This window comes from Bradyrhizobium betae, from assembly GCF_050632175.1.
Lineage (GTDB): Bacteria > Pseudomonadota > Alphaproteobacteria > Rhizobiales > Xanthobacteraceae > Bradyrhizobium > Bradyrhizobium betae_B.
Map to the genome: position 1 here is coordinate 5151442 of NZ_CP192576.1, position 20537 is coordinate 5171978.

Consider the following 20537-nt stretch of genomic DNA (forward strand, 5'->3'; position numbering starts at 1 on the left):
ATTTACGAGCGACTCTCACAGGCTCATGCCATTGTGAATGGCTGATCCAGCTTGCGGCGAGAAACTAACTTCGGTTGGACGACTTCTATCCTTCTATCCAGAGCGTCGATGGACGCTGCTGTCGTGAGGGATATGCCCAACCATGCGAATACCAGGCGCATTTGAAATGTCGCGGCGGAACCTTTTGATTGGAACCGCCACGTCGGTTGCGCTCGGCGCCGCGTCACGCGCCGCCGAGTCTCAGAATTCTGCCGCGGCGCCTCTGACGGCTGCAACTGCGACGGAGGGGCCCGCCATGGCGACGGTGTCCTTCAACGTCAATGGCGAGGTCCGTGCTCTGAAGCTGGACACCCGGACCACATTGCTGGACGTGTTGCGCGAGCATCTCCATCTCACCGGCACCAAGAAGGGCTGCGATCACGGACAGTGCGGCGCATGCACCGTCATTGTCGGCGGCCAGCGCATCAATTCGTGCCTGACGCTCGCGGTGATGCATGAGGGCGACAGCGTCACCACGATCGAGGGGCTCGGCACGCCGGAACGCATGCATCCGATGCAGGCTGCCTTCGTCAAGCATGACGGTTTTCAGTGCGGCTATTGCACGCCGGGACAAATCTGTTCGGCCGTTGCCGTGCTCGACGAGATCAAGGCCGGCGTTCCCAGCCACGTCACGGGCGATCTGAATGTCGCTCCCGAACTGACGAACGCCGAGCTGCGCGAGCGCATGAGCGGCAACATCTGCCGTTGCGGCGCCTATTCCAACATCGCCGAGGCCATCACCGAGGTCGCCGGGAGGCCCGCATGAAGTCTTTCACCTATGAGAAGGCGCACTCGCCTGCGGCGGCGGCTTCTGCGTCCGTCCGGAACACGAATGCAAAATTCATCGCCGGCGGCACCAATCTGCTCGACCTGATGAAGCTGGAAATCGAGACGCCGGCGCATCTGATCGATGTCAACGGACTGGCCTTCGACAAGATCGAACCGACACCGGAAGGTGGCCTGCGCATCGGCGCGCTGGTTCGCAACACGGCCCTTGCGGCCGACGAGCGGATCCGGCGTGACTATAGCCTGCTGTCGCGCGCGCTGCTTGCCGGCGCGTCCGGGCAGTTGCGCAACAAGGCGACCACGGCCGGCAATCTGCTGCAGCGGACGCGTTGTCCTTACTTCTACGATACCAATCAGCCGTGCAACAAACGCAGCCCCGGCAGCGGTTGCGCGGCCATCGGCGGCGTGACCCGCCAGCATGCGGTGATCGGCTCCAGCGACGCCTGCATCGCAACCCATCCGAGCGACATGGCGATCGCGATGCGCGCGCTCGATGCGACCGTCCAGACGGTTGGCCCTGATGGCACGACGCGGGATATCCCGATCGCCGAATTCCACCGCCTGCCGGGGAACACGCCGCATATCGAGACGACGCTTGCGGCCGGCGAGTTGATCACGTCCGTGACGCTGCCGAAGCCCGTCGGCGGAACGCACATCTACCGGAAGGTGCGTGATCGCGCATCCTATGCGTTCGCGCTGGTCTCGGTCGGAGCGATCGTCCAGCGGGACGGGACGGGAAGGGTCGCCGTCGGAGGCGTCGCCCATAAGCCGTGGCGGGTCGAGGCGGCGGAGGTCGAGATGCCACGCGGTGCCAAGGCCGTCGCCACGCGTCTGCTCGATGGTGCGAGGCCGACCCGGGACAATTCATTCAAGCTGGCATTGGTCGAGCGTACGCTCGCCGCCGTGCTCACCGAAGCGAAGGGTTGAGCCATGAAGTTCGATACGCCTGCAACGACCAATCCGATCGACCAGCTCAAGATCATCGGGCATGCGACAAGCCGGGTCGATGGTCCTCTCAAGGCGACCGGCAGGGCGACCTACGCCTACGAATGGCACGACGCCACCGCACGTCCGGCCTATGGCTACATTGTCGGCTCGGCCATCGCCAAGGGCCGGATTGCATCGATCGATCTGTCCCGCGCCAAGGCCGGGCCGGGCGTCATCGCGATCGTTACGGCCGAGAACGCCGGCAAGCTCGGCAAGGGCAAATACAACACGGCGAAGTTGCTCGGCGGCCCCGAAATTGATCACTATCACCAGGCCGTCGCTGTCGTTGTCGCCGAAACCTTCGAACAGGCCCGTGCGGCGGCTCAGCTCGTCCGGGTCGATTACATCGCGGCGAAGGGCTCGTTCGATCTGTCGGCCGGACGGGACGGCGCCGCAAAGCCTCCCGGCGATGGCGACGAGCAACCGGATACGAACGTCGGAGATTTTTCCGGCACCTACGCCGCCGCACCGGTGCAACTCGATGCGACCTACACCACGCCGGATCAAGCCCATGCCATGATGGAACCGCATGCGTCGATGGCGGCCTGGGATGGCGACAAGCTCACGCTCTGGACATCCAACCAGATGATCGCCTGGACGACCGGCGACGTCGCGAAGACGCTGGGTTTGCCGAAGGAGAACGTTCGGCTGATTTCGCCCTTTATCGGAGGAGGCTTCGGCGGGAAGCTCTTTCTCCGGTCTGACGCGGTCCTCGCAGCGCTGGGCGCACGTGCGGCCAACCGGCCGGTCAAGATCGCGATGCAGCGTCCCCTGATGTTTAACAACACGACGCATCGCCCGGCGACGATCCAGCGCATCCAGATCGGCGCGACGCGGGACGGCAAGATCACCGCGATCGGACACGAGAGCTGGTCGGGCAATTTGCCGGAGGGCAGGCCGGAGACGGCGGTCCAGCAGACCCGTCTGCTCTATGCCGGCGCGAACCGCATGACGGCGCTGCGCCTGGCGATGCTGGATCTGCCCGAGGGCAATGCCATGCGCGCGCCCGGTGAGGCCCCCGGCATGATGGCGCTGGAGATCGCCATGGACGAGATGGCGGAGCGGTTGAAGCTCGATCCCGTCGAATTCCGCGCACGCAACGATACTCAGGTCGATCCCGAACATCCCAACCGTCCATTCTCGCAGCGCCAACTCGTCGAATGCATGCGGATCGGCGCGGAGCGCTTCGGCTGGAGCAAGCGAAATGCCGAGCCAGGCAGGCAGCGTGACGGGCGCTGGCTGGTGGGCATGGGTATGGCGGCTGCGTTCCGCAACAATCTCCTGATGAAGTCGGGCGCGCGCGTCCGTCTCGACAGCAGCGGGACCGTGACCGTCGAAACCGACATGACCGATATCGGAACGGGCAGCTACACCATCATCGCGCAGACTGCGGCGGAGATGATGGGGGTGCCGCTCGAGAAGGTCGTCGTGCGCCTCGGCGATTCCAGCTTCCCGGTCTCCGCCGGCTCGGGCGGGCAGTTCGGTGCCAACAACTCGACCTCGGGCGTCTATGCCGCCTGCGTCAAGCTGCGCGAAGCGGTGGCGCAAAAGCTCGGCTTCAACTCGGCTGATGTTGTTTTTTCAGAAGGGCGGGTGTCGTCGGGCAATCGAAGCGTTCCGCTGGGACAGGCGGCATCGGAGAGTGAGCTCACCGCTGAGGATTCGATCGAGTACGGCGATCTCGCCAAGACGCATCAGCAATCGACGTTCGGCGCACATTTCGTCGAGGTCGGTGTCGACGTTGCGACGGCCGAGATCCGCGTACGCCGGATGCTCGCCGTCTGTGCCGCAGGCCGGGTCCTCAATCCGAAGACGGCGCGCAGCCAGGTGATCGGCGCCATGACGATGGGCGTCGGCGCAGCGCTCATGGAAGAGCTCGCGGTGGACAAGCGCGCCGGCTTCTTCGTCAACCATGATCTGGCCGGCTACGAAGTCCCGGTTCACGCCGACATTCCGCACCAGGACACGATCTTCCTGGACGAAACAGACCCGATGTCGTCGCCGATGAAGGCGAAGGGGATCGGCGAACTCGGGTTATGCGGTGTCGCAGCGGCGTTGGCCAACGCGATCTACAACGCGACCGGCATACGGGTCCGCGACTATCCGATCACGCTCGACAAGCTGCTGCATCATATGCCCGACGTTTGATCCCCCGAGCGGTGCCGCCGGCTCAGGCCGCCGGCGTCGTGCTCTGCATGCGGTGGAAACGCAGCACCTGCTGCGCGGTCGATGCGCGCAGGGCCGCGTAGGTATCGCGCAGCTTCAGCATGTCGGTCTGCGAGCCGCCGGAGAGCTTCTCGCGCATGGCGACGATTGCGCGCACGCTCGACCATTGCATACCGGCGACCTTGGCCAGAATCATCACGCCCTCGGTGCGGCTCTGGATCATCATGTTCTCCGCGGTCTCGACCGCGACGCCTGCGAGCGCCGCGAGCCCCGCATTGGTCTCGTCGAACTTGCCCTGCTCGGCAAATGTCGTGACCTGCAATTCGTCGAGACGGCCGTCTTCGTGCAGCGACCTCACCAGCGCGCGCGCCATCTCGGTTTGCCGGGTCATGGCGGCGGCGCGGGCGCGCTGGGCTGCCTGCTGGACCGCGCTCGATATTTCGTCAGCGAGCTCCGGATGCGCGGCCTCCAGCTTCCTGCGCACGCTCAAGGAGGCCTTCGCAACCAGTTTCAGGTAATGATGGCGCGGCAAGTCGGGCCGCAGGCCGATGCAGGCGGCGAGGTCGTCGTCGCGTTCAGCGCGTGTGACGAGATCGGTGAGACTTCCCTCGGAGAGTTGTGCGCCCGGGTTGCTGACCGTCGATTGCACCACGTCTTCGTTGCCGCGGGTCACCAGCACGTCGGTCAGCGCTTCCGACAGCACTCGCCGCAGCGAGATCGCCTTGAGATGCGCCTGGCCGCGGGTGCGCGCGATCTCCATCAGGGTCGTCTCGTCCAGCCGTTCCGATGTCGACAGCACGGGGCCGGCGACCTCGATGATCTCGTCGAGCGCGAGCGTGCGGATGATTCTCGGCGGCGCTGCTGCGATCGGCGCGAGACGGTCGGCGAGCAGCGCTCTGGCCGACGTCTCGATCTGCTCGACCAGGCAGTGAAATACGTCGTCGAACACGCCGGTGTGCTCGTCGGAATAGTCTACCGCGTTGCCAATGAAGAGATCGGTGACGCGGCGCAACGTCTCGACCCGGCGCGCGACGGTGCCGTGCGAGAGCGCTTCCTGCAATTCCTCCAGCAGGTTTCCGGATGGTTTGGCGGATTTCGATCTCATGGCCCTGTCCTGGAGCGTTCGGTCCGGCAGCGGCTTCTGACGCGCCGGGAGAAAATGAATAGGTCAGCTCGTTGCAATTCGGTTGCGCCCTTGCGCCTTGGCGGAATAGAGCGCGCTGTCGACGCGCGCGAGAAACGTGTCGGCAGTATCATTGTCGCGTAGCGTGGCGACGCCGGCGGAAATGGTGACGTGCATGCTCGGAGAAAATGCGCTCCAGTCGAGATCGGCGACGATCCCGCGGAGCCGTTCGAGGATGCGTTGTGCAGCGTCGCGCGTGGTGTCCGGCAGCAGCAGCAGGAATTCCTCGCCGCCGTAGCGGCCAAAGCTGTCGGTCGGGCGGATGTTGGCGAAGATGGTGATTGCAAAGGTGCGCAGCACTTCGTCGCCGGTAGGGTGGCCATGGGCGTCGTTGATGCGCTTGAACCAGTCGAGGTCGATCAGCGCGATCGCACAGGGTGTGGCGTCCCGCCGCGATTTTTCGATCCCTGCGTCGAGGAGACGCATGATGCAGCCGCGGTTGTAGGAGCCGGTGAGCTCGTCGAGCTCGGCAAGCTCCTCGATGCGTTTGTAGGCGGCCTTCAGCTCGATGCTGCGCCGGTACAGGATCTTGCGCAGCGTGGCGCCGAACAGGCCGAGGAAGGCGCATTGGCCGATTACCAGCACGAAGCACAGCATCGAGGCGGTCCGCTGCAGCCTCGTCGCTACGGGCATGCCGATGGGCAGGTCGGAGGCGAGGAAGACGGCGGCGAGACCGGTGGCCGCGAATGCCCAGGTGAGCACGGCCTGAGCGGAGGTCATCCGCAGCGTGCCGAACGCGAAGATCAGGAACAGAACGCTGATGAAAGAGATGCCGATCGTAGGCTCCGACACCAGGAAGACGAACTGCAGCGCCATGTGCGCCGAGATCTGGAACACCGTGAGATAGTGGTCGGTCGACCTGTCGCCGACGCCGGCCTCCGACATCACGACGAAGATGCCGATGATCGAGAGGCCGCCGACCCAGAACAGCGACGGCACGTGCATCGCAACGACGCCGTCGAAGCCGTAGAGCAGCAGGACGAAGGCGCCGAGCGAGTAGCTCGCGACCTGGCCGACATACATCTGGCGGCGCTGCCGTGCCCGGCGTGCCCGCACCTCGGGCGCGGCCACCGCGGGCGCGAGCTCGAGATCCGCGGCCTCGGCGGCATTCCTCTCCGGAAGGGACGTCGCGGCCGTGCTCATGGTCTCGCCGGTGGTGGATGTCAGCCCGAAAATCTACGCGGCAAGCCTTTAGGTTTGGTATCCTTGGAAATCGAATCCGAACCGTGCAGCGCAGGACAGGATGCCACCGGGCGGCGAAGGGAATTTTGCTGGCGATTAGGCATCGTTTGCGATGCGGTCGAGCCAAAGCAGGGCTACGAGAGACATATGTCGTGCAAGGCTGCTATGGAACCGAACTTGGTCGCTCCGCTCGTGCCCGGCGGGCACTCCGCAGGAAAGTACTGCAGTATTATGTTACCGATTTGTATCCAGACCGCCAACCACCGCGCGTGGAGCGAGAAAAACGCGCGTATGTGGGGTAGATCACACAGGACCCCGTATGAACGCGGTAGGGTGAACAATTTTGCACCTCTGGTCGAACCGTCCGCTGCGCCGACCCGACCAACTTTGCGAGACGGGCATTGAGCGTGACACAGGCGGCTTCGGACGAGGTCCTCATCGCCAGGATCGCTCAAGGTGACCGGCTCGCCATGCAGGTGCTGTACGGGCGGCATCATGTCAGGGTGTATCGCTTCGGGCTGAGGCTCGTGCGGGACGAGCAGGCGGCGGAAGACCTCATCAGCGAGGTGTTTCTCGACGTTTGGCGTCAAGCCGGCAAGTTCGAGGGCCGATCCGCCGTTTCCACCTGGCTGCTGGCAATTACCCGATTCAAGGCCCTGTCTGCGCTCAGGCGCAGGAAGGACGTTGGGTTGGACGACGAAGCTGCCAACGCGATCGAGGATTCGTCCGACGATCCTGAAGTCGCGGTGCAGAAAAAGGATACGAGTGAAGCGTTGCGGGAGTGTCTGACGGGCCTCTCGCCGGACCATCGGGAAATCGTCGATCTCGTCTACTACCACGAGAAATCCGTGGAAGAGGTGGCCGAAATCGTCGGGATACCGGAGAACACCGTGAAGACGCGCCTCTTCTATGCGCGCAAGAAACTGGCCGAACTGCTCAAGGCAGCCGGCGTTGAGCGAGGCTGGCCATGATGGCATTGAGCAAGAAGATGCTGGAGCAAGAGCCCAGTGAAATTGAGATGCTGCTGCCGTGGCACGCGGCCGGCACGCTGAACCCGCGCGACGCCCGCCGCGTCGAGGAAGCGCTGGCGAATGATCCGGCGCTTGCGAAGCAATATGCCGCGATCCGCGGCGAGTACGAAGAGACCATCCATCTGAACGAGAGCCTGGGGGCTCCGTCGGCGCGCGCGATGCAGAAGCTGTTCGCCGCGATCGACGCCGAGCCGGCGCGGGCGATCACGTCGCTGCCGCTGTCGGCGCGAATCTCGACTTTCTTTGCGAGCCTGTCGCCGCGCGTGCTGGCCTGGTCGGCTGGCCTCGGCGCCATCGCGCTGCTGCTGCAGGCCGGCATCATCGGCGCGGTGCTGATGAAGACCCAGACCGCGACCTTCCAGACCGCCTCGCTCTCGACCAGCTCGTCGATCACGCGCGAACTCGGGGCTGCCGCTGCACCGGCGCGCGCGCTGGTGCGCTTCACGCCCGAGGCGCGCGTCGGCGACATTACCGCGCTGCTCGACAGCTACCAGGCTTCGATCATCGGCGATGCCAAGGGCGGCATGTTCCGTCTCCAGTTCGACAGGGCGATGAGCCAGGACGAACTTGCCTCGCTGCTTGGCAGGATGTCGCGCGAGAAGTTCGTCAACCTCGCCGTCGCGTCGCCGTAGGGCGGCGCTGAACCGATGACGCGCAAGTCCGAGAGTGGGGCAAGATCCGGGGCCTATGCTTCGTCGGTCGGAGCCGGACTGCTGCTTGCTGCCTGTCTTGGCGTCGAGGTCGCGCAGGCGCAGGCGATCATGCGCACGCCCACGATCAGCGTTCCTACACGCACGCCGACCATTTCTCCCAGCATCGCTGCACGCGCCAGTCCCGCTGTGGCCGCCAGAGCGGTGGCCGTCGACCGCGGTCCGCCCAGGATCCCCGCCACGACGCCCCGGATCTCGGCGCGGATGGCCCCGACGCCGGTGCTGCCCTATGCGCGCTATTCGCCGAACCTCTATCCCGCCTGCACCGCGCCCTATCGAGACGCCGCCGGCGAGTGCCTGGCGCAGCCGGATGCAGATGGCGCCGGCACTGGAAAGTCCGGCAAGAAGAGCGCCGGCAACGGCCGCCGCAACAACACGCCGGTTGCCGTGAACCTGCGGACCTTCGCAGGCGAATTCGTCGCCGAGATCGACAGCGCGCTGTCGCTGACCGAGGCCGACGAGCTGGCGCGCCGTCACGGCCTGATGCGCGTCTCATCCGAGAATTTTCCGTTGATCGGGGCCACCATCGGCCTGTTCCGCATCACCGACGGCCGGCCCTCCGAGACGGTGCGGCGCGAGTTCGCCGCCGACGGCAGCGTGCGCTCGGTCCAGCCGAACTTCCGCTATGTGCTCCAGGACCAGAAATCGTCCGTGCCGATCGAAGGCGACCCCGCGCAATATGCGCTGGCCAAGCTTCGTCTGCCGCAGGCGCATACCCTGGCGCACGGCGCCAACGTGACGGTTGCTGTGATCGACTCCGGCATCGACGCCGGACATCCCGAGCTCGCCCATTCCGTCGCCGACAATTTCGATGCGCTGGGCAGCACCGAGGGCCCGCATGTCCACGGCACCGGCATCGCCGGCGCCATCGTGGCGCATGCCAAGCTGATGGGCAGCGCGCCCGAGGCGCGTATCATCGCCATCCGCGCCTTCGGCGGCACCACGGGCGGGGCCCAGAGTTCGTCCTGGGTCATCCTGCGCTCGCTCAATTACGCCGCCGAGCACGGCGCGCAGATCGTCAATATGAGCTTTGCGGGCCCCAAGGACGCGGTGATCGAACGCGCCATCGCCGAGACCGCCGCGCGCGGGCTCGTGCTGATCGCGGCGGCCGGCAACGCTGGCGCCAAATCTCCGCCGCTCTATCCCGCCGCCAATCCCAACGTGATCGCGGTCAGCGCGACCGACCAGCAGGACAAGCTGTTCACTGCGTCCAACCGCGGCAATTACGTCGCGCTGGCGGCGCCCGGCGTCGACATCTTCCTGCCGGCGCCTGATGGAAAGTACCAGATGACCTCGGGAACCTCGTTCTCGGCGGCCTATGTCTCCGGCGTCGCCGCGCTGCTGCTCGAGCCGCAATTACGCGCTGAAGCCGGAAGCGTTGCGCATGACGCTGGCGAAGACGGCGCGCGACCTCGGTTCACCCGGGCGCGATGATCTGTTCGGCGACGGCGAGGCCGACGCTTTTGCCGCGGTCATGGCTGTTCCCGCCAACAGCGCGACGCCGGTCGCGGCGGCGTCCGGTACAACAAAACGTGAAGATGCCGAGAGGCGTCGCATGGAGCCCGGCGTACGCGCCATCGAGCAACCCTCGCTGTCGAGCGCCGACGATAAATCTACGGTTTCTCAGGCGGATAGGCCGGCGACACGATAGCGGCTGCGACAAGATTGCGCGCGCTGCGCAGGTTAAAAAATCGAACGCTGCATTGAACGTCCTGCCCGCTGCCACGACCAAATTATGTGGGAGCGGTCATCCCTCCCCATCAGTCATATTAGGCGCGAGCGCCCATCCACCCCAAGCGCCCATATGGCTCGACCCGTCCGGTTGTCCCCCCGGACGGGTCTTTTCTTTTGGGGGTCTGTTTCTTCACGGCTCTTCGATCGTTCAGCTTCCGGTTGAAGGATCGTGCCCGTGTTCATCGCCTTTGCTCGGACGGCGCGGTGCACGTCCGTCATGCTTGCGCGGAGCTTGACTCGAAAACCCGCCAAATCCCCGCAGGACTACGGAGTTTCACGACGAAAGTCGTGTCGTTGCTGGACAAGTCAAAACTTTTCCACAAAATATTCATGTCGCGTCTAGATTGATTCGTTTGCGTTGCGTCGCGTCCGTATTTTGTCCTCGACGGGCTGGTTCATGACACATCGCCAAAACGCGGCAGTTGGCCGTGACGTTGCAGCACGCTGGTGCGCTCTCGCCGAACAGCGGCTGGAGCATCTGTCCGAAATGTTCGAGACGGGACGCTGGCGCCGCTATCACTCCGAGATCGCATTCCTCGAAAACATCCAGGAAGCCAAGCGTGCCGTCCATGCCTGGCGCGCGCTCGTAACCGGCGACGACGTCGCCGCGGCAGCTGCGCAGGTTAAGCCCGCCTTTGGCTGGTCGCCGGCGGCAATGCCCCGCGCGGCGGCGCGCGAGCAGCCCGCGCAGACCATGCAGCCGAAGGCCGTGCACATCGCCCCCGAGACCGCCGTGCCGGTCAGGCTCGATCCCAGGCCGGACGTATTGGCCGAAATCACCGAAGCTCCGCTCGTCCCGACCGCGCCGCTTGCGGCTCCTGCTGCGGTGGCCTTGTTCACGGCACCTGATGCTGTCGCACCGCTCAGGGCACCCGCTGCGAGGGCACCTCTCACCGCACCCGTCGTAAGGCCGCCGGTCGCTGCACACGCTGCCAGCGCGCCTTTCACTGCGCCGGCCGTGAAGCCCCCGGCCACCAGGCCCGCCGCAATGGCGACGCTGCTGCCTCAGTTCGCCCCGCCGGCCGCCGAAATCGTCACGGAACCCGAGTGCGTCGTCGAATTCACCTTCAGCCTCGACGGCCTGGAAGCGAAGTACCCGCTGCTGCGGAACGCGTTCTAACGCCGCACTGCGTTGCCGCCGACCACGATCTGCGCGAACCGCCGCGCGCCGTCCGCTGACAGGTCCGACGTTACCGCCCGCGCGTGATCGAGCCCGACCACGGCGCCGCGCGGGGTTTCCGAGATCATGTTGTTGTTGACGAGCGCGGTGCCGGCGCCCGGCACCACCGAGACGCCGATTCCGGCCAGCGCCTTGCGGATCACGTTGCCCGTGATCGCGACGTCGCGCAGATATTTGCCCCAGCCGGCGACGATACCGTAGGACGGCGCGTTCTCGATCACGTTGCCGGTCACCGATGAATCAGCCTCGATGTAGATGCCGACGCCGGCATCGTCGTCGGGCGCGGTGCCTATGGGGCGCTTCGGGATCAGATTGCGGATGATATTGCCTTGAACGACCGCAATACGGCCGCCTTCGTTGAAATTGCAGACCGAGACTCCGACGGCAGCACCGTCCACGATGTTGTTGGCGATCACCGCGGCCTCGAACGCGAACTCCGAATAGAGCGCGACCTCGCGCACGTCGCTGACGCTGTTGCCTGATATGTGGATGTTCGAGGCCGAGTTGCCGCGCACGGCCGAGTAATCGCAATTCCTGATGCGGTTGCCGCGCACGATCACGTTGCCTGCGCGAAAGGCGTTGATGGCGTTGCCGTACTGACCCGAGCCGCCGGGACCGGCCTTGATGTCCTCGATGCGGTTGTCGGCAACCAGCGTGCCGTCGTCGCCGATCGCGGTACGCAGGATCTCGATGCCGTTGTCGTTGGTGCCGGTGATGGTGTTGCGGCAGACGCTGAGGCCCCTGGCGTCGAACGAGACCACGGCCGTCACCGCGATGTTGGTAAAGATGTTGCCGGAGACGTCGCCGGAGACCTGCTCGAGCCAGATGCCGCTGCCGCCTGAACCGGTGATCTCGCAATCGGTGATGCGGACGTCGCGGCCGCCGAGCACGTGGACCAGCCCACGCCGTGTCGGCAGCGCAATGCCGCCGCCGTCGAAGGTGATGCCGGTGAGGCCGATCGAGTCCGAACCATCGCTTTGGATCGCGGAGGCCCCGCCGGTGAAGATGAACTTCGTCGCGCCGCGTACGCCGAGCAGCTGCGCGCCATTCGGCAGCCGCAGTAATCCGCTGCGATAGACGCCGGGCGGCAGCGCCAGCGGCACCTGCGCGCGCGCGGCCTCGTCGATCGCGCGCTGCAGCGCGCGCGTCTGGTCCTCGCTGCTGCCGGGACGTACGCCATATTGCGTCGCATCGCGCCCGAGCAGGGACGTCAGCGGCGCGGCTCGCGCGGCGTCGGCCGGCATGGCGAGCGCACCGGCGATGCCGGCGGTCGAGGCTCCGATGAGATGACGGCGGTTGAGGTCCATGACGCGTCCTTCCGCGGACGCGGGGGCGTGTCCGCGATGGTTAGGTAGCGCAGGGCGGCGGTGGACGTCGGGATAGTTGGCAGTAGGGTTAAATGTTTACCGCAAGACGAGGTGCCGCAGGGTCGGTTAGTAGCCGCAGGCGTAACCCACCATGTCACCGCGAGCACGGAACCTGTCGATGCAAGAAGAGGTGGATTACGCTCCGCTAATCCACCCTACGAAGCCGGCATGTTCCGCGTCTTCCTTGCCAGTCCCACCAGCTCCATCAGCATGGCCTCGCCGGCATCCACCAGCTCGTCCAGCGTGATCCGCGGCGCCCCCTTGCGCCGGACTGCACCACTCCGCGCAAGCAACGGAATATGGATGAAGGCCGCAAGCTGCGGCCCGCCCGCTTTGATATTCTCGATCGCGCGCCAGCTCAGATAATTACAGAGATAGGCGCCGGCATCGCGCGAGGACCGCGCGTCGATGCCGGTGAGGCGCGCAGCGCGCAGCAGCCTTGCCGTGTGCGGACCGAACATCATTGCATCTGCGTGGCCGGCAATGCCGCGCTTGCTCGAGCGGGTGTTGGCGGCATCGGGCCAGAGCATGGTGACGGCGTTGCGGGCACGGGTCTCGACGCGCAAATAGGGCGTGCGGGAGGCGAGTCCGAACATCAGCAGCGCATCCGGCTTCTCCTTTGCAAGCACTTCCGGCAATTGCCGATCGACCGCGGCATAGGTCACCGGAAAGATATGGCTCGCGATCGCGACATCGTCGAGCGCCGGACGGCGCAATTGCGCCAGCCGCGCGACCAGCGGCTGGGTCGGATTATAGGGAGCGCCGGGAAACGGTCCGAAGCCGGTGAGGAGAATGCGGAGTTTTTGGCTCATTGCAGCAACTCCAGAATCTGCTCGGCTGCGATGGCCGGCGTGAGATGGCCTTCGGCGACCTCGGCCTCGATCTTCTTCACCTTCGTCCGTACCGATGCCTCGCTCCGCAACCGCGCCAGCATGCGCTGCTCCAGCATCGACCACATCCATTTCACCTGCTGCTCGCGCCGCCGCGCGGCGAAATCGCCGGACGCGTTCATCGCCTTGCGGTGATCCAGAACCTTCTGCCAGATTTTTGCGATGCCGTCGCCGGTCAGCGCCGAATAGGTCTCGACCGGTGGATGCCAGTGTTCGGAGCGGGGCGTCAGGATGTGCAGCGCACCGCGATAATCGGCGGCGGTGACGTTGGCGCGCTTGAGGTTGTCGCCGTCGGCCTTGTTGATGGCGATCATGTCGGCGAGCTCGACCAGGCCCTTCTTGATGCCCTGCAACTCGTCGCCGCCGCCCGGCAGCATCAGGGCGAGGAAGAAGTCGGTCATGTCGCAGACCGCCGTCTCGGACTGGCCGATGCCGACGGTCTCCACCAGCACGACGTCGAAGCCGGCGGCCTCGCAGAGCAGCATCGCCTCGCGGGTCTTGGCTGCGACGCCGCCGAGCGTGCCCGACGAGGGTGAGGGGCGGATGAAGGCGTCGTCGGAGGCCGATAGCCGCGCCATCCGCGTCTTGTCGCCGAGGATCGAGCCGCCGCTGCGCGCCGAGGACGGATCGACCGCGAGCACGGCGACCTTGTTGCCCTGTTCGATCAGATAGGTGCCGAGCGCGTCGATGGTGGTGGATTTGCCGACGCCCGGCGATCCCGTGATGCCGACGCGAAATGCCTTGCCGGTGTCGGGCAGCAGCATCTGCACCAGCTCGCGCGCGAGCGCCTGATGGTCGCTACGGCGGCTCTCCACGAGCGTGATGCCCCGGGCGAGAGCCGCGCGGCTGCCGGCGCGCAAGTCGCGGGCGAGGGATTTGATATCGAGCGGGGCCTTCTTCTCAGTCATGCCCTGCTTTACAACGCTCCGGCAGGGCAGGCGAGAGCCGCCCGCTGCATTTCACCTGCTTGTTGCCGCCGCCGTCCGCACCGGTTTCACCTTGCCCCAGACCCACACCATCACCGGCCAGAGCAGCGCGCCGATCGCCATGGCGGCGAGGATGGCGGCGACCGGGCGCTCGAAGAACGGCAGGATGCTGCCGTCCGACTTGATCAGCGAGGTGACGAAGGCCTGCTCGACCATGGTGCCCATGACGATGCCGAGCACCATTGCGGCCACGGGATAGCCGTTCGCCTCCATCACGTAGCCGATCACGCCGAAGGCGGCGACGGTGACGACCCCGAACATGTTGTTGCCGATCGCGAACGAGCCGACCGCGCAGCACAGCATGATGATCGGCATGATGGCGGAGCGCGGCGCCAGCAGGATGTAAGCGGCGATCCGGATCATGGCGATACCGAGCGGGATCATCATGATGTTCGCGATGATGAACATCAGGTAGATCGCATACATGCTCGACGCCTTCTCGGTGAACAGCGTCGGGCCGGGATTGAGCCCCTTCATGTAGAGCACGCCGATCGCGATCGCGGCGATAGTGTCGCCGGGAATGCCGAACAGCAACGACGGCACCCAGCCCGAGGCGATGCTGGCATTGTTGCTGGCGCCGGCCTCGACCAGGCCCTCGACATGGCCGGTGCCGAATTTCTCCGGCTCCTTGGAGAAGCGCTTCGACATCGCGTAGGAGACCCAGGCGGCCATGTCGGCGCCGGCGCCGGGCAGCACGCCGATGATGATGCCGACGATGTTCCCGCGCGTCATCTGCCAGTGATATTTCTTGGTCAGCTTCCACTGACCGGCCATGATGCTTCCGAATTTGCGCCGCGGCAGCGGTGGCGGTTCCGGCGTCAGCATCGCGCGCATCACCTGCGCCACCGCGAACACGCCGACCAGCGCCGGGATCGGCTCGATGCCGCCGAACAGGTCGGTGAGGCCGAAGGTGAAGCGCGGCACGCCGCCAGGATTCTCGATGCCGATGCAGGACACCAAGAGGCCGAGGAACATGCCGGCGATCGCCTTCACTGGCGAGGAGCGTGCGACCAAGGTGGCGCACATCAGGCCCAGCAGCGCCAGCCAGAAATATTCGTAGGTCGAGAACGACAGCGCGATCTCGGCGAGCGGCGGCGCCAGGATCATCAGCGACAGCACGCCGGCGATGCCGCCGACGGCGGAGAACCAGACGCCGGCCCCGAGCGCCAGCTCGGCCTGGCCCTTGCGGGTCATGGCATAGGCCTCGTCCGCATAGGCGGCGGAGGCGGGCGTGCCGGGAATGCGCAGCAGCGCGCCGGGGATGTCGCCGGAGAAGATCGCCATCGAGGACGCCGCGACGATGGTCGCGATCGCCGCGATCGGCGACAGGTAGAAGGTGACGGGGACGAGCAGGGCGGTCGCCATCGTCGCCGACAGGCCGGGCAGCGAGCCGATCACGAGCCCATACACGGAGGCCGCGAACATCGCGATGATGACTTCCCAGGTGGAGATCAGGGCGAACGCTTCAATCAGGGTCTTCAGCATGGGATCACCAGGGCGTCGGCAGCAGGCCGGCAGGCAGCGGCACGCGCAGGAGCTTGCCGAAGATGAGGTGGATGGCGAACGGGGAGAGCGCCGCGAGCGGCAGCGCCAGCTTCCACTTGGCCCCAAGTGCGGTCGAGGTCACATAAACCATGAGCGCGGCGGTGATGATGAAGCCGAGCCGGTCGGCCGCGATCACGTAGAACAGCAGCAGCGCCGGCGGCAGCAGCGCGCGCAGGCTGTAGAGCTTGCCTTGCGGCGGCGGGGCCGCGGCAGTCTGGCCGTCCTCAAGCGGGATCAGCTCTTCCTCCTCTTCGAAGGAATGGCCGATGCCGAACACGATCGCGAGCCCGCACAGCGCGAGCCCGATGCCGATCACCAGCGGAAACACGTTGGGGCCGACCGGCTGCCCCGGTACCGGCGGCAGGATATAGCCGCCATAGGCGGAAGCCGCACCGAGCGCGACGAGAAACGATCCCGTGACGGAGTCGGGAAGACGCATGGGAGAAGTCCTGTCAGAATTCCGGGAGGTGCGCTCCCTCTCCCCGCGTGCGGGGAGAGGGTGGGGTGAGGGAGGCTCTCCGCGGAGACGGTGAAAGCTGCATTCGCGGAGACTCCCCTCACCCGGATCGCATCTGCGATGCGATCCGACCTCTCCCCGCAAGCGGGGCGAGGTAAAAATCACGCCTTGCTCAGGCCCGCGGCCTTCATCGCTTCGCCCATCTGGGCGTCGCCCTTGTCCATGAAGCTGCCGAACTGGCCGGCATCGCCCCACACGGTGCCGAAGCCGCGATTACTCATGAAGTCCTTGAACTCGGCGGAGTCGTAGACCTTCTTCAGCGCCGCGGTGAGTTTCGTTGCGAGCTCCGGCGGCAGGTTCTTGGGCGCGCCGATGCCGCGCCAGGCGCCGGTCGCGTAATCGATGCCCATCGCCTCCTTCAGCGTCGGCACGTCCTTGAAGATCGGGTTGCGCGCCGGCGCCATGATCGCAAGGCTCTTGGCCTTGCCGGCCTCGATAATCGCGCGTGCCTCCGGCACCGAGCAGGTGGTAAGGTCGAGGCCCCCGGCGGCGAGATCCTGCATCGCGGGCGCCGCGCCGTTCGACGGCACCCAGGCGACCTGGTTGGCGGGCAGGCCCATCGCCTGCATCCAGCCGACCAGTGCCAGATGCCAGATGCCGCCCTGGCCGGTGCCCGAAGCCTTGAACTTGCCGGGAGGCGCAGCCTTGATGGCGTCGGCGAGCTCCTTCACCGTCTTGTAGGGCGAGGAGGAGGAGACCTGGATGCCGGGCGGATCCTCGTTCATCAGCGCCAGCGGCGTATAGCTCTTCGGCGTCAGCTCGGTGAGGCCCTGCCAGTGCATCATCGAGATTTCGACGGTGAGCATGCCGATGGTGTAGCCGTCGGGCTGCGCGCTCGCGATTGCGCTGTGGCCGACCACGCCGGAGCCGCCGGTGCGGTTGACCACGTTGAAGGGCTGGCCGAGATCCTTTTCCAGCAACGCTGCGACAATACGCGCGGTCGCATCGGTGCCGCCGCCCGCGCCCCATGGCACGATCACGGTGACCGGCCGCGCCGGGTAGGCCTGTGCGCGCGCGGGTGTGAGGCCGAATGCGGCGGATGCTGCAACCGCAGCGGAAGAGGCCGCAAAGGCGCGGCGCGTAATCTTGGACATGAATGCCTCCCAGCGGCGCCCGTGAAACCGGGCGCTCTTAATGGCGGCATTGTAGTCGGCTTTGCCGGGCCGCTGCAAGGTAGCGCTACCACAGCGTTGTGAGCAACCTGTCGCTGCTCAGGACATGATCATTGCGGCTCGTCCCCGTCCCCCTTCGGCCGCGCGCCGCCGAAGATGCGTGTGCCCTCCGGGGTGAGGTAGGGCTTCAGCGTTTCCCACGGCACGAATGCGACATATTCGCCCTCGGCGTAGGGGCCGACGGCGTAGGGCGGATAATGGAAGGTGAGGCCGGAGCTCTTGCCCGGTTCGGTCGACGGCGCGAGCGTCACCGCGCCGATCTTGAGCAGGGTCGGCGCCACGCCCTTGAACCATTCGTCGGTCGCGGTCTCGCTGGTGCCGCGCTTCTTCTTCTCGATTGTCAGCGAGGCGATCACGGCCTTCACCATCGCCTTAATGGTCGGGCCCTTGTCGACGGTCTCGGTGAAGAATGGACGAATCGAGATGCGCTTGTTCTCGGCCTTGTCCCACAGAATCGTGTTCACATCCGAATTGGGATGGGCCCCGCGGGTGTTCATGTACTCGTTACGCAGCACGCTGACATAGCGGTCGGCGACGACGGAGCGGATCGCATATTTGCGCTCGAAATCCCAGCCGCCGTCCTTGAAGAACTGCGGATCCTCCTTGCGTGAGGCGGCAGCCTCGGCGGCGTTCTTGTCCAGCCACTTCTTGCCTTCGGCCAGGCAATCCGCCGCCAGTGCCGCATCGGCCTTGATCCGGTCGTCGAGGAAGACGCGGGCTTCGATGCTTTTGGTCTTGAGGGCGGCATCGGGTTTTGGGTCTGCGGCGAAGGCGGCACCGAACAACGCGCTGCAAACGACGACCGGGGTGAGCGCGCGCATGAACATTGGCGCGAGAGACATCACGCAAAATCCTTGTTGTTGGAAGATTGGCGGCGCTACTCGGCCGCCTCGCTATGCCCGAGCCGCGCGTTCAGCTTGTGGATCAGCTCCTCGGCCGCGTCCGCGATCACGGTGCCCGGCGGGAAGATCGCCTCCGCGCCGGCCGCATAGAGCGCGTCGTAATCCTGCGGCGGCACCACGCCGCCGACGATGATCATGATGTCGTCGCGGCCCTGCTTCTTCAGCGCGGCCTTCAGCTCCGGCACCGCGGTGAGATGGGCGGCGGCGAGCGAGGAGACGCCGAGGATGTGGACGTCGTTCTCGACCGCCTGTCGCGCGGCCTCATCAGCGGTGGCGAACAGCGGCCCGATGTCGACGTCGAAGCCGATGTCGGCGAACGCGGACGCAATCACCTTCTGGCCACGGTCATGGCCGTCCTGGCCGATCTTGGCGACCAGGATGCGCGGACGGCGGCCCTCGGCCTCCTCGAAGGCGTCGATCAGCGCCTGAATCTTCTCGACCCGGTTGCCCATGCTGGACGCCTCCCGCTTGTAGACGCCGGTGATGGATTTGATCTCGGCGCGGTGCCGGCCGAATACCTTTTCCATCGCGTCCGAAATCTCGCCGACGGTCGCCTTCGCCCGCGCCGCGTCGATCGCGAGCGCGAGCAGATTGCCGTTGCCTTCGCCGGCCGAACGCGTCAGCGCCGCGAGCGCGGCGTCGACGTCCTTCTGGCTGCGCTCGGCTTTCAGCCTCGCCAGCTTGTCGATCTGCAGGCGCCGGACATTGGTGTTGTCCACCTTGAGGATGTCGATGGGGGCCTCGTCGGTCGGCTTGTACTTGTTGACGCCGATCACCGCCTGCCGGCCGGCATCGATGCGGGCCTGGGTCTTGGCCGAGGCCTCCTCGATGCGCAGCTTGGGTACGCCGGCCTCGATGGCCTTCGCCATGCCGCCGAGTTCCTCGACCTCCTGGATATGGCCCCATGCCTTGGCGGCGAGATCGCGCGTCAGGCGCTCGACGTAATACGAGCCGCCCCAGGGATCGATGATGCGGGTGGTGCCGCTCTCCTGCTGCAGGAACAGCTGGGTGTTGCGGGCGATGCGCGCCGAGAAATCGGTCGGCAGCGCCAGCGCTTCGTCGAGCGCATTGGTGTGCAGCGACTGGGTGTGGCCTTGCGTCGCCGCCATCGCCTCGACCGTCGTGCGCATCACGTTGTTGAAGACGTCCTGCGCGGTCAGCGACCAGCCCGAGGTCTGGCTATGCGTGCGCAGCGACAGCGAGCGTGGGTCCTTCGGGTTGAACGGCTTCAGCAGCTTCGCCCACAAGAGCCGCGCGGCGCGGAGCTTGGCGACTTCCATGAAGAAGTTCATGCCGATCGCCCAGAAGAACGACAGGCGCGGTGCGAAGCGGTCGACGTCGAGACCCGCGGCAATGCCCGCACGCAGATATTCGACACCGTCGGCGAGCGTATAGGCGAGCTCGAGGTCCTGCGTCGCGCCGGCCTCCTGCATGTGGTAGCCGGAGATCGAGATCGAATTGTATTTCGGCATCTTCTGCGAGGTGTAGGCGAAGATGTCCGAGATGATCCGCATCGAGGGCGCGGGCGGATAGATGTAGGTGTTGCGCACCATGAACTCTTTCAGAATATCGTTCTGAATGGTGCCCGACAGTTTTTCCGGCGGCACGCCCTGTTCGCCTGCGGCGGCGACATAGAGCGCGAGGATCGGCAGCACCGCGCCGTTCATGGTCATGGACACGCTCATCTGGTCGAGCGGGATTCCGCGAACAGCGTGCGCATGTCGTAGATGGAATCGATGGCCACGCCGGCCATGCCGACGTCGCCGCCGACGCGCGGATGGTCGCTGTCATAACCGCGATGGGTGGCGAGATCGAAGGCGACCGAAAGGCCCTTCTGACCAGCAGCAAGGTTGCGGCGGTAGAACGCGTTGGAATCCTCCGCCGTGGAGAAGCCGGCATATTGCCGGACGGTCCAGGGCTGGTTGACATACATGGTCGGGTAGGGCCCGCGCAGGAACGGCGCGATGCCCGGATAGGTCTCGAGGAAATCGAGCCCGGCCAGATCAGCCTCGCCATAGGCGGGCTTCACCAGAATGCCCTCGGGCGTCAGCCACGGCTCGGCGCTGCCGGTCGGTGCGGCGGTGACAGCTCTCTCGAAAGCGACGTCTGCAAAGTTCGGAATGCGGCTCATGGTCTCAACCATATCATGGGGTGGCGCAT

At 65.7% G+C, this 20537-nt stretch carries 15 protein-coding genes and 2 pseudogenes; 7 read left to right on the plus strand and 10 right to left on the minus strand.

The genetic code is table 11. The annotated features are described in order from the left end of the window. Positions 1 to 142: 142 nt before the first annotated feature. From paoA to paoC, 3 genes are read left to right on the plus strand one after another with little or no spacing between them, the layout of a single operon-like run. Positions 143 to 805 carry an aldehyde dehydrogenase iron-sulfur subunit PaoA gene (gene paoA, locus ACQ86E_RS24730; RefSeq protein ID WP_431202209.1) on the plus strand — a complete coding sequence of 221 codons (663 nt, stop codon included), beginning with the start codon at positions 143 to 145 and terminating at the stop codon, positions 803 to 805. Further along, the gene (locus tag ACQ86E_RS24735) at positions 802 to 1752 is read left to right on the plus strand and encodes an FAD binding domain-containing protein (RefSeq protein ID WP_431202210.1); all 951 of its coding nucleotides are present in this window, start codon (positions 802 to 804) and stop codon (positions 1750 to 1752) included. The genes paoA and ACQ86E_RS24735 overlap by 4 nt, the downstream gene beginning before the upstream one ends. A gap of 3 nt (positions 1753 to 1755) precedes the next feature. Next, positions 1756 to 3960: an aldehyde oxidoreductase molybdenum-binding subunit PaoC gene (paoC, locus tag ACQ86E_RS24740; RefSeq protein WP_431202211.1), complete on the plus strand. Its 2205-nt coding sequence runs from the start codon at positions 1756 to 1758 to the stop codon at positions 3958 to 3960. A 22-nt stretch (positions 3961 to 3982) separates the two neighbouring features. Here the strand turns inward: paoC and ACQ86E_RS24745 are convergent, their stop codons facing one another. Both ACQ86E_RS24745 and ACQ86E_RS24750 read right to left on the minus strand, forming a co-directional pair. Continuing rightward, a complete protein-coding gene (locus ACQ86E_RS24745) occupies positions 3983 to 5083 on the minus strand; it encodes a DUF2336 domain-containing protein (RefSeq protein WP_431202212.1) in 1101 nt (366 codons plus the stop codon). 63 nt (positions 5084 to 5146) lie between these two features. Next, entirely contained in the window at positions 5147 to 6304 is a 1158-nt protein-coding gene (locus ACQ86E_RS24750; protein WP_431202213.1) for a GGDEF domain-containing protein, read from the minus strand. 440 nt (positions 6305 to 6744) lie between these two features. Here ACQ86E_RS24750 and ACQ86E_RS24755 point away from each other — a divergent pair, with 440 nt between their 5' ends. The 4 genes and pseudogenes from ACQ86E_RS24755 to ACQ86E_RS24770 all read left to right on the plus strand — a co-directional run bounded on the left by ACQ86E_RS24755 (position 6745) and on the right by ACQ86E_RS24770 (position 10938). Then, positions 6745 to 7314, plus strand: coding sequence for a sigma-70 family RNA polymerase sigma factor (locus ACQ86E_RS24755; protein WP_015687426.1), 570 nt, complete (start codon positions 6745 to 6747; stop codon positions 7312 to 7314). After that, positions 7311 to 8006 carry a hypothetical protein gene (locus tag ACQ86E_RS24760; RefSeq protein ID WP_431202214.1) on the plus strand — a complete coding sequence of 232 codons (696 nt, stop codon included), beginning with the start codon at positions 7311 to 7313 and terminating at the stop codon, positions 8004 to 8006. The genes ACQ86E_RS24755 and ACQ86E_RS24760 overlap by 4 nt, the downstream gene beginning before the upstream one ends. Positions 8007 to 8021: 15 nt before the next feature. Next, positions 8022 to 9735: pseudogene (locus ACQ86E_RS24765) on the plus strand (S8 family serine peptidase). A gap of 480 nt (positions 9736 to 10215) precedes the next feature. Further along, positions 10216 to 10938 (plus strand): TIGR03809 family protein, encoded by a 723-nt coding sequence (locus tag ACQ86E_RS24770; protein WP_431202215.1) that lies wholly within the window; start codon positions 10216 to 10218, stop codon positions 10936 to 10938. On the opposite strand, the gene ACQ86E_RS24775 is transcribed toward ACQ86E_RS24770, so the two are convergent. From ACQ86E_RS24775 to scpA, 8 genes and pseudogenes are all read right to left on the minus strand, one after another. Next, positions 10935 to 12305, minus strand: coding sequence for a TIGR03808 family TAT-translocated repetitive protein (locus ACQ86E_RS24775; protein ID WP_431202216.1), 1371 nt, complete (start codon positions 12303 to 12305; stop codon positions 10935 to 10937). The genes ACQ86E_RS24770 and ACQ86E_RS24775 overlap by 4 nt on opposite strands. Positions 12306 to 12520: 215 nt before the next feature. Then, a complete protein-coding gene (locus ACQ86E_RS24780; protein ID WP_431202217.1) occupies positions 12521 to 13177 on the minus strand; it encodes a pyroglutamyl-peptidase I in 657 nt (218 codons plus the stop codon). Then, positions 13174 to 14163: a methylmalonyl Co-A mutase-associated GTPase MeaB gene (gene meaB / locus ACQ86E_RS24785; protein ID WP_431202218.1), complete on the minus strand. Its 990-nt coding sequence runs from the start codon at positions 14161 to 14163 to the stop codon at positions 13174 to 13176. Before meaB ends, ACQ86E_RS24780 begins: the two co-directional genes overlap by 4 nt. Positions 14164 to 14214: 51 nt before the next feature. After that, positions 14215 to 15726: a tripartite tricarboxylate transporter permease gene (locus ACQ86E_RS24790; RefSeq protein WP_431202219.1), complete on the minus strand. Its 1512-nt coding sequence runs from the start codon at positions 15724 to 15726 to the stop codon at positions 14215 to 14217. 4 nt (positions 15727 to 15730) lie between these two features. Further along, on the minus strand, positions 15731 to 16225 hold the full coding sequence (locus tag ACQ86E_RS24795; protein WP_431202220.1) for a tripartite tricarboxylate transporter TctB family protein: 495 nt from the start codon (positions 16223 to 16225) through the stop codon (positions 15731 to 15733). 179 nt (positions 16226 to 16404) lie between these two features. Further along, complete coding sequence (locus tag ACQ86E_RS24800; protein WP_431202221.1) at positions 16405 to 17397, minus strand: tripartite tricarboxylate transporter substrate binding protein; 993 nt, start codon at positions 17395 to 17397, stop codon at positions 16405 to 16407. 128 nt (positions 17398 to 17525) lie between these two features. Then, positions 17526 to 18302 (minus strand): RsiV family protein, encoded by a 777-nt coding sequence (locus ACQ86E_RS24805; RefSeq protein ID WP_431206553.1) that lies wholly within the window; start codon positions 18300 to 18302, stop codon positions 17526 to 17528. A gap of 50 nt (positions 18303 to 18352) precedes the next feature. Beyond that, a pseudogene (gene scpA / locus ACQ86E_RS24810) lies at positions 18353 to 20508 on the minus strand (methylmalonyl-CoA mutase). Positions 20509 to 20537 lie beyond the last annotated feature (29 nt).